This window comes from Staphylococcus lutrae (genome assembly GCF_002101335.1).
Taxonomy (GTDB): domain Bacteria; phylum Bacillota; class Bacilli; order Staphylococcales; family Staphylococcaceae; genus Staphylococcus; species Staphylococcus lutrae.
The window spans coordinates 17,112-30,211 of the sequence record NZ_CP020773.1; the positions used below are offsets into that span (position 1 = coordinate 17,112).

The 13,100-nt window shown below is 36.1% G+C and carries 12 protein-coding genes; 2 read left to right on the forward strand and 10 right to left on the reverse strand.

The window, feature by feature from the left end:
• Positions 1 to 182: 182 nt before the first annotated feature.
• Positions 183 to 782 (reverse strand): superoxide dismutase, encoded by a 600-nt coding sequence (locus B5P37_RS00115; RefSeq protein WP_085235930.1) that lies wholly within the window; start codon positions 780 to 782, stop codon positions 183 to 185.
• Between the two features lie 418 nt (positions 783 to 1,200).
• On the opposite strand from B5P37_RS00115, the gene ispG reads away from it, so the two are divergent.
• Positions 1,201 to 2,313 (forward strand): flavodoxin-dependent (E)-4-hydroxy-3-methylbut-2-enyl-diphosphate synthase, encoded by a 1,113-nt coding sequence (gene ispG / locus B5P37_RS00120; RefSeq protein WP_085235932.1) that lies wholly within the window; start codon positions 1,201 to 1,203, stop codon positions 2,311 to 2,313.
• Positions 2,314 to 2,507: 194 nt separating this feature from the next.
• Here the strand turns inward: ispG and B5P37_RS00125 are convergent, their stop codons facing one another.
• The 5 genes from B5P37_RS00125 to B5P37_RS00145 all read right to left on the reverse strand — a co-directional run bounded on the left by B5P37_RS00125 (position 2,508) and on the right by B5P37_RS00145 (position 7,005).
• The gene (locus B5P37_RS00125) at positions 2,508 to 2,930 is read right to left on the reverse strand and encodes a Fur family transcriptional regulator (RefSeq protein WP_085235934.1); all 423 of its coding nucleotides are present in this window, start codon (positions 2,928 to 2,930) and stop codon (positions 2,508 to 2,510) included.
• Positions 2,893 to 3,780: a metal ABC transporter permease gene (locus B5P37_RS00130; RefSeq protein ID WP_085235936.1), complete on the reverse strand. Its 888-nt coding sequence runs from the start codon at positions 3,778 to 3,780 to the stop codon at positions 2,893 to 2,895. The genes B5P37_RS00125 and B5P37_RS00130 overlap by 38 nt, the downstream gene beginning before the upstream one ends.
• Positions 3,773 to 4,546, reverse strand: coding sequence for a metal ABC transporter ATP-binding protein (locus B5P37_RS00135; RefSeq protein ID WP_085235938.1), 774 nt, complete (start codon positions 4,544 to 4,546; stop codon positions 3,773 to 3,775). The genes B5P37_RS00130 and B5P37_RS00135 overlap by 8 nt, the downstream gene beginning before the upstream one ends.
• Before the next feature lie 205 nt (positions 4,547 to 4,751).
• On the reverse strand, positions 4,752 to 5,648 hold the full coding sequence (locus B5P37_RS00140; protein ID WP_085235940.1) for a deoxyribonuclease IV: 897 nt from the start codon (positions 5,646 to 5,648) through the stop codon (positions 4,752 to 4,754).
• A gap of 22 nt (positions 5,649 to 5,670) precedes the next feature.
• Positions 5,671 to 7,005 (reverse strand): DEAD/DEAH box helicase, encoded by a 1,335-nt coding sequence (locus B5P37_RS00145; protein WP_085235942.1) that lies wholly within the window; start codon positions 7,003 to 7,005, stop codon positions 5,671 to 5,673.
• 183 nt (positions 7,006 to 7,188) lie between these two features.
• Here B5P37_RS00145 and B5P37_RS00150 point away from each other — a divergent pair, with 183 nt between their 5' ends.
• Complete coding sequence (locus B5P37_RS00150) at positions 7,189 to 8,157, forward strand: 4-hydroxy-3-methylbut-2-enyl diphosphate reductase (RefSeq protein ID WP_085235944.1); 969 nt, start codon at positions 7,189 to 7,191, stop codon at positions 8,155 to 8,157.
• Between the two features lie 104 nt (positions 8,158 to 8,261).
• Here B5P37_RS00150 and B5P37_RS00155 read toward each other — a convergent pair whose 3' ends face one another.
• The 4 genes from B5P37_RS00155 to dnaG form a co-directional block, all read right to left on the reverse strand.
• The gene (locus tag B5P37_RS00155) at positions 8,262 to 9,362 is read right to left on the reverse strand and encodes a Nif3-like dinuclear metal center hexameric protein (protein ID WP_085235946.1); all 1,101 of its coding nucleotides are present in this window, start codon (positions 9,360 to 9,362) and stop codon (positions 8,262 to 8,264) included.
• Positions 9,359 to 10,036 (reverse strand): tRNA (adenine(22)-N(1))-methyltransferase, encoded by a 678-nt coding sequence (locus B5P37_RS00160; protein WP_085235948.1) that lies wholly within the window; start codon positions 10,034 to 10,036, stop codon positions 9,359 to 9,361. Before B5P37_RS00160 ends, B5P37_RS00155 begins: the two co-directional genes overlap by 4 nt.
• A 78-nt stretch (positions 10,037 to 10,114) precedes the next feature.
• Entirely contained in the window at positions 10,115 to 11,224 is a 1,110-nt protein-coding gene (gene rpoD, locus B5P37_RS00165) for an RNA polymerase sigma factor RpoD (protein WP_085235950.1), read from the reverse strand.
• A 17-nt stretch (positions 11,225 to 11,241) separates the two neighbouring features.
• Positions 11,242 to 13,032, reverse strand: a complete 1,791-nt coding sequence (gene dnaG, locus B5P37_RS00170) for a DNA primase (RefSeq protein WP_085235952.1) — start codon at positions 13,030 to 13,032, stop codon at positions 11,242 to 11,244.
• Positions 13,033 to 13,100: the final 68 nt, after the last annotated feature.

Here is a 13,100-nt window from a genome sequence, read left to right on the forward strand (position 1 = left end):
CTTAAAATGATATATGATATATGCGTTTTTGGCTAATGTTTTGTTGTCTTTTGACACTTAAAAATTTTTAAAAGTATGTATAGAAATATAGCACGTAATCGTTGTAAAAATACAAAAAAAGGTTAAGTCATATGATATGGCTTAACCTCTCATCATCAGTTCGTCATTGCAAAATCCATTGTTTATTTTGCAGCTTGATAAAATTCGTCAACTTTTTCCCAGTTTACAACATTCCAGAATGACTCGATGTAACTTGGGCGTTTGTTTTGATATTTAAGATAGTATGCGTGTTCCCATACATCTAAAGTTAAAAGCGGTGTTAAACCTTCAGTTAACGGACTGTCTTGGTTAGGTGTTGTAATAATTTCTAATTTTCCATTATTTAAAACAAGCCAAGCCCAACCAGAACCGAAACGACCCGCTGCTTTATCTGCAAATTCTTCTTTGAATGCGTCTAATGATCCCCATTGTTCTTTAATTTTATCCACTACTTCACCTTTTTCTTCAGAGTTTGGTGTAAGCAGTTGCCAGAAAAATGAGTGATTTAAATGACCGCCACCATTGTTACGCACAGCAGTACGTACATTTTCAGGTACGCGATCTAAATGTGTGATTAAATCTTCAAGTGATTTATTTTCCAATTCTGTGCCTTCAACAGCAGCATTTAATTTAGTAACGTATGTGTTATGATGTTTACCGTGATGGAGCTCCATTGTTTCTTTATCGATATGTGGTTCCAATGCATCATAAGAATAAGGTAATTTTGGTAGTTCAAATGCCATAATTAATCATCCTCCTAAATTTGATTCCATATTTATTGTATCAACTTTCATGTTATAATCAATCAATCTGCTTGTACGAAAGCAATGTAAGCGACCTACATTGCTTATAGTTTTATTATAACTCATAGTGGCTCATGATAAACGTCATAAATTGAAAAAATGTCGTTGAATTGTTAAAATGAAAAGTCAAGTACAAATTGTTCATTGCATACATCAAGTCCATACGCATTTAGAATTGGCTGTAATGAAAGGTGAATACAGACTTTTTTTAACAGCAACATCTAAAAATATACTCCCTTTCAGTCACATTATTTTGAATAATGCGGTTTCCCTATTGTATAATATGAAATAACATTGATTAATGGCCTCAATGAAGTACATTTTCAAGTTAAAATTTTAAATAAAGGAGTTCCCTAACATGGCTGAAATTACACATCGTAAACATACGCGACCAGTTAAAGTTGGTAATTTAACGATTGGTGGTGCAGATGAAGTTGTCATTCAGAGTATGACAACAACGAAAACTCACGATGTTGCAGCAACAGTAGCTGAGATAAAACGATTAGAAGAAGCAGGTTGTCAAATTGTTCGTGTCGCATGCCCGAATGAAGAGGACGCTCATGCAATCAAAGAGATTAAAGCACAGATTAATATACCGCTCGTTGTTGATATTCATTTTAACTACAAGTTGGCTTTGATTGCGATTGAAAATGGTGCGGATAAAATTCGTATCAATCCAGGAAATATAGGTAGACGCGAGAAAGTTGAAGCTGTTGTGGAAGCGTGCAAAGCTAAAGGTATTCCGATTCGTATTGGTGTCAATGCGGGTTCACTTGAAAAACATATTCTGAAAAAATATGGTTATCCTACTGCGGATGGCATGGTTGAAAGTGCACTTCATCACATCCAAATTTTAGAAGAACTCGATTTCCATGATATTATTGTTTCAATGAAAGCAAGTGACGTGAACTTGGCAATTGAGGCGTATACGAAAGCTGCGCAGGCATTTGATTATCCATTACATTTAGGGATTACGGAGAGTGGAACTTTATTCAACGGGACAGTGAAGTCTTCTGCAGGGTTAGGTGCCATCCTTTCATTAGGAATTGGTAATACAATGAGAATTTCATTATCTGCAGATCCAGTGGAAGAAGTCAAAGTGGCAAAATCGTTATTGAAATCATTTGGTCTCGCTAGTAATGCTGCGACACTTATTGCATGTCCAACTTGTGGACGTATTGAAATTGATTTAATTTCAATTGCAAATGAAGTTGAAGCTTATATAGAAAAATTACAAGTCCCATTAAAAGTAGCTGTACTCGGTTGTGCGGTGAACGGTCCTGGTGAGGCAAGAGAAGCAGACATTGGTATTGCTGGTGCGCGTGGAGAAGGCTTACTCTTTATGAAAGGTAAAATTGTTCGTAAAGTGCCAGAAGAAACGATGGTCGATGAATTAAAAATAGAAATCGATAAACTTGCCGCAGAATGGGAAGAGAAGAAACGACAAGAAGAGATACAAAATCAGTTATAGGATAAATTGTTTGTCATGCCATCAAAATAAAATACATGGCGTACGAAAAGCCTTATCAATGATAGACATAGTAAAACTCAGTAGATTGGGCAACAATTTTCTTTACGTACGCATCATAATGAAAAAATCGGAAAAGCGATATGGGGCCTTCCCTCTCACTCTTCCGATTTTTTTTGGCCTAAAACAAAACGTTTTCACAATGATGACTCACTTTTACATTTTTCACAAATGCCATAGACTTCGAGCTTATGCATTTCGATATCAACATCTGGTAATGCCGCTTTAATTTCTGTCATTGGACAATAATCAATCATTTTCGTATCTCCACACACGCGACAAATGAAATGGTGATGATGGTGCGACGTACATGCAACGCGAAATTTCATCTCCCCGTCCATCTCTGTAGCTTCTATAATATCCAAAGATTTAAATAAATGAAGATTTCTATAGATGGTGTCAAATGAAATACCTGGATAATGGTTATTCATTTGTTTCTGTATCGTTTTCGCATTGATATATTTGTCTTCATTAATGAAAATATTAATCATGTCTCGACGCTTATCGGTATATTTATGACCATTATTTTTTAATATACGAATTGCTTCGTCCATTTTCATAGCGCTTCACTCCTTTAAACTTTCCGTAAACAAAGGACTGATAAAAAAGTGTCAAGCCTAACATTATCACTAAAATCACAACAATGATCCCACCTGGTGAAATGTTTAAATAAAATGCTGAAACCAGCCCTGTAATCACAGCACTTTCCCCAACTATTATGCTAATCAAAATAAATTGTTTAAATCCTTTTGTCCAACGCATCGCAATTGCAACGGGTAATGTGATTAACGCACTCACTAAGAGTACACCAATCACACGCATAGATGCAGAAATGACGAGTGCTACAATGACAATAAACAAAAATTGTATCCATCTGGGTATCCCAATGACCTGACTATACTCTGTATCGAATGAGAGAATAAATAGTTCTTTATAAAATAACATGATAAAAAGCAAGACCAACACAGAAATCATAATAATGGTCACTAGATCACTCAGTGACACAGCACTAATTGAACCAAATAATAAGCCTACGAGTTCTTGATTAAATCCCTTGGCTAAAGAAATGAAAATAGCACTCAATCCTATCCCAGTACTCATAATAATAGGAATGGCAATTTCTTGATAATTTTTATAAGAATTTCTCAAGTATTCTATCAAAAGTGCGCCTATAATCGCAAAGAGAATGCCTGTCCAAATAGGATTTATAAAAGAGAACAACGGTGACAATGTGAGTAGAAACATTCCAAATGATATCCCGCCTAAAGTGACATGACTTAATGCATCAGCAATTAAAGATAAGCGTCGAACCACAACGAAAGTACCAATCAACGGTGCAATGAGTCCGATTAAAATCCCACTAATAAATGAATATCTGATAAATTCAAAATTCAATAACGCATCAATCATAACAACAATCCCTATCATGTTTATGATCGACAAATTTGATTGGATGACCATATATTTTTGAGATTTCAACTTCATTCAATGATTTAAATTCACTGACTGCACCATGAAAATGCAAATGTTTGTTTAAACATGCTACCTCGGTTGCCGTATCTGCGACGACACCAATATCATGCGTAACAAGAATAATCGTCACACCCTCTTCTTTAAGATGGTTTAATGTATCATAAAACTCTTTGACATGTTTAGCATCAATTCCATTCGTTGGTTCATCTAAAACTAAAACGGTTGGATCAGAGACTAAAGCACGCGCAATCAAAACGCGTTGTTGTTGTCCACCTGATAATTGCGCGATATTTTTATGTTTTAGTGATGAAATATGGAGCCTTTTCAAAACTTGATCAACTTTAGCATCATCTTTTTTATTAAACCATTTGAACAATCTCTTTTTACGCGTTAAACCACTTAATACGACTTCCTGAACCGTTGCAGGAAACCCTGCAGTTACGGAGGACGCCTTCTGAGACACATAACTTATTTTATCCGTTGTTAACTTTTTGTGATATGATTCGCCATCAATAAGTATTTCACCTTTTTGAATGGGGAGAATACCTAAAATAAGTTTAAGCAGTGTTGATTTACCAGCTCCGTTAGGGCCTACAATCGCTAAAAATTCGCCATTGTTGATACGAATATTGATATTCTCAAGCACCTTTTTTTGCTCATAAAAGAAATCTATATTTTTTAATTCAAATACAGGTTGGGACATATTTTCACCTCAATTTCTTACTATACCTTCCCTATATAAAAATGTAAATAGTAATGTTTACGATATGTTTTTATTATAGCATATCGGATTCTTTTGGTATGTCACGAAATCCGGATGTGATTCATGAAAAAAGACAACCTTCCCTAATATTGGGATACGTTGTCTCAGTAATCTATACAAATATCGTCTAAAATGACTTAAAGTCTTATGACATGTCGGCCATAATTTTATTTTTCATCTCTGGGTCAAATGTATTATTTTTGAATGCTGTAATTTCGTAACGATAAGGTGGTTTTTTGTTTTTCTTGTCCTCACCCACATAAGGTGTTTCTAAAATTTTTGGGATGTTTTTGAATTGTTCATGATGTACGATGTAATTTAATGCGTCGAATCCAATATGACCAAAACCAATATTTTCATGACGATCTTTATGTGCAGCGATAGGGTTTTTACTATCGTTAACGTGAACAACTTTAATACGGTCTACACCGATAATGCGATCAAATTCATCCAGAACACCATCAAAGTCATTCACAATATCGTAACCTGCATCATGAATATGGCATGTATCAAGGCAAACTGATAGCCTTTCATTGTGCGTGACACCCTCGATAATTCGAGCGATTTCTTCAAATGTTCTTCCGATTTCAGATCCTTTACCTGCCATCGTTTCTAATGCGATTCTCACATCATTCTGATTGGTTAATACTTCATTCAATCCTTCAATGATACGTTGGATGCCAAGATCAACACCAGCGCCAACGTGTGCCCCAGGATGTAGGACAATATCTTTGGCGCCTAGTGCTTCTGTCCGCTCAATTTCGTTTTGCAAAAAGTTGACGCCTAGCTCAAAAACATCGGGTTTTTTAGTATTAGCAATGTTAATGATGTAAGGGGCATGCACAACGATATTGGATAATTGATAGCGTTGCATCGCTGCTTGACCTGCTTCAATATTCAATTCCTCAATTGCTTTACGTCGTGTGTTTTGTGGCGCACCTGTATAAATCATAAACGTTGAAGCACCGTATTGATGTGCTTCTTCGGCTGACGCTTCTAACATTTTCTTTCCGCTCATAGAGACATGTGATCCAATTAACATAATTATCCTATCCTTTTACTCACTATTTTTTTCTAGACTGACGGTTTTTTCTACGACTGAATTGTCGTTTTTCTTGACGTTTAAGTTGTTCAAGCTCTTGTTGGAATTTCTTTTTATATCCAGGTTTCACTTTCTTTTTTGTATTACGTTTAACTTTATGTTTCACTTGTTGTGTAATATGATCATCTTGTTTTTTTCGAAGTTGGCGCGTGTTGTGTGCCTTAATCGGTTTTAACTCCCCATTAATAATATCGACATTTTCAAAATGATAGCCTTTGTTCTCAATTGCCTCGATGAGATAGGCTTCTTCCGGCGTATAGAGTGTCATGGCAACACCTTTATAATTACCTCTGCCGGTACGACCAACGCGATGTGTAAAGAAATCAATATCTTTTGGCACATCGAAGTTAATCACATGACTGACGCCTTCGATATCAATTCCCCGGGATGCAAGATCACTCGCAATGACATATTGGAAGTCTAAATTACGAATTCGTTTCATTTGCTGCTTCCGCTCACGTGGTGTCAATCCTCCGTGAATCATGCCGACTTGAATGCCCTGTTGTTGTAATTCATTCGAGAGTTGATTAGCGCTTTCTCGACTGTTACAAAATATGATTGCTAAATAAGGGTTTATAATGTTTAATAACGAGACGGCTTTTTCAATTTTCTGTGTGCCTTTTGTTGGGATTAAGTAGAATTCAATACTTTTCTTATTTTTAGCCTCACTCTTCACCTCAACAAATTCTGGGTGTTCCAAATATTTATTCAAAAATGGATGAAGTGACTTTGGAATCGTTGCACTAAAAACGGCCATTTTTGCATCATTGTCAAGTTTAGCGGCAATTTGGTCTACTTCTTGTATTAAACCTAAATCAATCATCAAATCTGCTTCATCAATCACTAATTGATGTGCCAAATGGACATGTAATACACCAATTTTGGCTAGATCGTTAATGCGTGTTGGTGTACCAATTACAAGTTGTGGCTGTACCGTTGTTTTTTGTTTATCTTTATCAAAATCTGTTCCGCCGATAAATAAACTGACTTTGACATCTTTTTTATATTCACTTAATTGAACTGCGGCTTGATATAATTGTGTTGCAAGTTCACGCGTTGGCGCAACAATAATAGCCTGTGGTTCATGAACGGCTACGTCAAGTTGCTGAAATATAGGTAACAAAAAGGCGTGTGACTTTCCTGTACCTGTCTGAGATTGACCAATAAGATTAACACGCTTCATGATTTTAGGAATAACACGCTGTTGAATTTCAGTCGGTTGATTAAAATTTAATGCCGATATTGCTTCAATTAGCTCTGAATCAAAGCGAAATTGGTCAAATGGATGCTTTGCCATGGTTTGGCCTCCTTAAAGATTCGTCTCTATATTATAAATGAAAATAAGATTAATGAAAACAAGCAAGTTGTGCTTTTCTTAAAATATTTAATTCCTTTACTTTACAAAAACAGCAACGTATATTAATTTTAAAACTGCTGTGGAGTTGCTATAATGAGTTATTAAAGGAGGTTCGTATAAAGAATGGAGATTATTAAAATCACCCCACGTGGTTATTGTTATGGTGTTGTAGATGCTATGGTGATTGCTCGTAATGCATCGCTAGATCCTAATCTACCTCGCCCTATTTATATATTAGGTATGATCGTGCACAACAAACATGTGACAGATGCATTTGAATCAGATGGAATTATTACGTTAGACGGACCGAATCGATTAGAAATATTAGATCAAATTGACGAAGGAACAGTAATTTTCACTGCACATGGCGTTTCTCCAGAAGTTAAAAATCGTGCAAAAGAAAAGGGATTAACATGCATTGATGCGACTTGTCCTGATGTTGAAAATACCCATCAATTGATTCGAGATAAAAAAGAACAAGGTTATCATGTTGTTTATATTGGTAAAAAAGGACATCCTGAACCAGAGGGCGCTGTAGGTGTTGCACCAGATATTGTTTATCTTGTTGAAACAAAAGAGGATGTAGAACAGTTACCTTCGACATTGAACGACCACCCACTCATTGTTACGAATCAGACGACCATGTCACAATGGGATGTCATGCATTTAATGGAAACTTTACAAGAAAAGTTTCCGCATATTGAACAACACAAAGAGATTTGCCAAGCGACGCAAGTTCGTCAAGAAGCTGTTGCAAATCAAGCAGGTGCAGCGGATTTACTTATTGTTGTGGGAGACCCTAAAAGTAATAACTCTAATCGTTTAGCTCAAGTATCTAAAGATATCGCACATACGCATTCATATCGTATCGCTGATATATCACAACTCGACTTATCTTGGCTCGAAGGGGTTCAAACCGTGGCAGTAACGGCCGGTGCTTCGACACCAACACCGATTGTTAAAGAAGTGATTCATTTTCTAAATCAGTATGATCCGATGAACCCTGAAACACATGTGACAACCTCTCATGTACCAGTTGAAAAAATTCTGCCTAAAATTAAAAAAGCAAAGCCTGTAAAAATTATGGAGTAATCAATTAAAAATATAGCCTTACTTTTCTGATTGATATTGTGAAAAGTAAGGCTTTATTTAATGCTATACTGGTTTGCGACACGCCGAGTTATCATTCTAGCAAATTACATATAGTCATAAGGATCAGTATGAATTTGGGAAGCAACGATTGGACCATCAAGCGGTGTATCTATCCATCGATTTAATAAATGGATGAGCCCTTCTTTCATTACATATTCACTATAATGATTGATATCCAACAGATTGATTCCTGCCGTTTTAGCGTCGAGTGCTTCATGATGTTTGATATCTCCAGTAATAAATAAGTCTGCTCCACGTTGAAATGCGAGTTGTTCATAACCCATCCCTGCACCACCAATGATTGCGACACGCTTTATCATTGCATCGCGTTGACCGATAAAACGCACACTTGGCATATGAAGCGCGTGTTTTACCGAATTGACAAACGTTTCAACGGCACTGGCTTGTGGCAATTCACCTATAATGCCCAAACCATAGTTGCCAGACCGCACCATACGAATGAAATCATAGACAGGGGTTTCATAAGGATGATGCTTATGAATTAAATTTTTAGTTAATTCAACTTGTGAGGATTCAATCATGAATTCAATTTTAATTTCTTGGACTGTTTCAATTTCATTAATTTGGCCGATATGTGGTGTTGCATCCCCAATCGGTTTAAATTGCCCTTCGCCTTGCATGTTAAAAAAGCAATATTCGTAATTTCCTTCACGAGCGAGCCCGTGTTGGCTCAGTGCATGTTTAAATGTGTCTGCCGCCACTTTAGGGATATAAACTTGAACTTTGTAATATTCCTCTTTTTCAAGACTTAATAATTGTTGATTTTCCAGTCCCAATTTGCTCGCCAACATTGCATTGACGCCTTCTGGATGTACATCTAAATTGGTATGTAACGCGATTAAATTAATATCGTTTTGAATCAATAAATATAAAATCGAACCATATTCCCCATCTTGTGTAATGTTTTTAATGCCTTTAAAAATCAATGGATGGTGTGCAATAATCGTGTTACAGTTTTTGTCTATTGCTTCTTTCACGACTTGTAATGTACAATCCAAGGTCGTGATGATTCCAGTGACTTCACTTTGAGGGTCCCCGACTAATAAACCAACATTATCCCAAGATTCAGCAGTATGGAAAGGGACTTCTCGATTTAAAATCGTCAATAATGCACTTAATTTCATCGTGCCAACACCTCTTTAATTTCATTCTCTTGCTTTTCGATTTCTTGATAACGCTGTTGATGTTTTTCAGGATGTAATTGTTGTTTAATATCATGAAGTGCCGTTAATTCTCGTTCCCATTTTTCAATAAATAAACGATTGGGTTCCGTATGAAGAAATGGGCCAAATTTAAAATCTTTCTCAGTTAGGTTCATTTTGCCAGAATCAGCAACAATAATTTCATAAATATGGGCACGTTCTTTGACTAGCACTTCAGTCGTGATTTGATAACCGTGATCTTGTAAAAATCGTCGGATGGGTTCGCTTTGAATGTTGGACTGCAATATGAGGCGTGGGTGATTGGCGATAAATGGTATCCCCTCGGTTAAAATTCGTGTGATTAATGGTCCTCCCATACCACATATCGTCACTGTATCAATTTGATCTGTTGATTTGATAATCGTCAGTCCATTTCCTAAACGGACATCGATCTGTTGTTGAAATCCATGCTGTCTGACATTTGAAAGTGCGGATTGAAAAGGGCCTTGGATGACTTCCCCTGCAATCGCACGAACAATTTTACCTGTTTGAATACAATAAATCGGTAAAAAAGCATGATCAGAACCGATGTCTGCAAGGACATCACCTCGAACATATTCACTCACTTTCTCCAGTCGTTTATTAATCGGAATCATCATGTTTCTCCTTTAATCTCAAATATCTATAATAAAAAGGAATAGAGACAATCACTGTCGCCATCCCTTTCATCCATTTTAATCCATAAAGTCTTTTAAGCGTTTGCTTCGACTTGGATGTCTTAATTTACGTAATGCTTTTGCTTCGATTTGACGAATACGCTCACGTGTCACACCGAAGACTTTCCCAACTTCTTCAAGTGTACGTGTACGACCATCATCCAATCCAAAACGAAGACGTAAAACATTTTCTTCACGATCAGTTAAAGTGTCTAAAACATCTTCTAACTGTTCTTTTAACAATTCATATGCAGCATGATCGGAAGGACTCTGTGCTTCTTGGTCTTCAATGAAATCACCAAGATGGCTGTCATCCTCTTCTCCAATCGGTGTTTCAAGTGATACAGGTTCTTGTGCGATTTTAAGGATTTCACGTACTTTTTCAGGCGGTAAATCCATCTCTTCTCCAATTTCCTCTGGTGCTGGATCACGTCCTAAATCTTGTAATAATTGACGTTGTACACGAATGAGTTTGTTAATCGTTTCCACCATATGAACTGGAATACGGATTGTACGTGCTTGGTCAGCGATCGCACGCGTGATGGCTTGGCGAATCCACCATGTCGCATACGTTGAAAATTTAAACCCTTTACTGAAATCAAATTTTTCAACCGCTTTAATGAGCCCCATATTACCTTCTTGGATTAAGTCTAAGAACAGCATACCGCGTCCGACATAACGTTTCGCAATACTGACAACTAAACGTAAGTTGGCTTCAGCGAGGCGCGCTTTTGCCACTTCGTCACCTTGTTCAATACGTTTCGCAAGTTCGATCTCTTCTTGCGCACTCAACAAATCTACACGTCCAATTTCTTTCAAATACATTCTGACAGGATCATTAATTTTAACGCCTGGAGGTGCACTGAGATCATTTGGATTTAATTTATCATCTGTATCAGAACTGTCTTTTTCATTGATGAGTTGAATATCATTGTCATTAATCATATCGAAAAATTCATCCATTTGATCAGAATCCATGTCAAAATTTTGTAATTTATCTGCTACCTCTTCATGACTTAGATGACCTTCTTTTTTACCTTTTTCAATAAGCTGTTTTTTTACATCTTCTAATGTGAGTGCCGGATCAATGGTTTCTTTTTTAATTACTTTTACCTGGTTATCTGACATAAAAAGGCCTCCCAAAATTATTCTTGATTCTTCAATCTAGCTCTATTTTTATTAACAATCATCTCTAAATAATATTTTTGAGATGCAGTATCTCCAACACGTGTGGCTTCACGTAATTTTTCATGGAGCATTTCAATCGATTCAGAATATCGATGTTCAGTCATCACTTGAATATAATCAGCGATTTCGTTCTCAAACGGTTCTCGGTTAAGTGGATAATCCCATAAATATATCAACACTTCTTTCAATTGATCGTGATCAATATAAGTAATAAATTCACTCATCGTAAACGAATCATGTTTTGAATAAAACTCTCGCAAGATACTAAATATACGTTTAAAATATTCATTTGTAAAGTCTGATTCTTCGATATCTTGATAAAAGCTTAAAAAAACATCCTTATTGACAATGAAATGTTTGAGTATTGCACGCTCCGCATTTTCATATTTATTCGGCTGCATGAATTGAAATTGATTCGACTGAATTGGCGTCGCTGGTTTATACGCTTGCCGCGGCTGAACACGCTCTACTTCCTTATTTAGACGATCTACACTGACTTTAAACACTTCAGATGCATCTTGGACGACTTTATTTTTTAAAATATTGGAATTAATATAAGCCACATCGTCAAGAAACATACGATAATATTGTTCATATGCTAAATCATTATTTTGAATTTCATGTTGATAATGGTGTAGTTTAAAACTGACAAACGCTTTTTTTTCGGTTTTGATAAAGCTATTGAACTGTTCAGGACCAAATTTCATAATATACTCATCTGGATCGAGTTTTGAAGGTAATTGAACGACATAAACATTAAAATGTTGTTGCAATAGCTGTTGTCCTGTTTTGAGTGTGGCTTCTACCCCAGCAAAATCACCATCGAACATCAAAGTAATATGACTACACATCTTTTTTAAAAACGTGATATGGTCTTGTGATAATTGTGTCCCCATGCTTGCAACGACGTTTTTAATCCCTGCATCATCGGCTTTAATGACATCCATAAACCCTTCTAAAAGTATCACTTCGTCACTTTGTCGGATTTTTTTACGTGCTTGATTTAAATTATATAAAAGTTTTCTTTTTTGGAAAATAGGTGATTCCGGGCTATTTAAATATTTCGGTTCCTGACCATTATACGTACGACCAGAATAGCCGACTATACGCCCTTGTGCATTGGCAAGGGGGAAAATAATACGATCACGAAAGCGATCATAATAATTAAATTCCACATCATTTCTAGATAAAATACCGGCTTCATAACCCAGTTGTAAATCATATCCTTTTTTATTCATATAATCTGTAGCAAAGTGAGATGAATCTGGTGCATAACCGATTTTTCTAGCATCGATCATTTCATTCGTAAAGCCTCGTTCATACAAATATTGTAGCGCTTTTTCACCTTCAACTGTTTTATTCAACAGGTAGTGGTAGTATTCAAGGAGCTCTTCATGCATTTGAATCATCGTCAAATCATCAGAAGCCATATGCGACTGTTCTTGCGTTTCATGACTAATATCTACTTTGATATCAACACGCGCACCGAGTTGTTGCACTGCTTCGGTAAAAGAAACATTTTCAATTTCTTGAATGAATTGAAAGACATTGCCTCCTTTTTTACATCCAAAACAGTGACAAATTTGTTTGTCTTCTGAGACCGTGAAAGAAGGCGTCTTTTCATCATGAAAAGGACACAACCCAATATAATTGCGTCCTCTTTTTTCAAGCTTTACATATTCACTTACAATATCGAGTATATCTGATTTTTGCTTGATTTCATCAATTGTATTTTGTGGTATTCTCATTTCATCACCTTGTATCACAAATCATGTCTGAATCATCATTTCATTCATTTATATTCTTAAACAGTCGT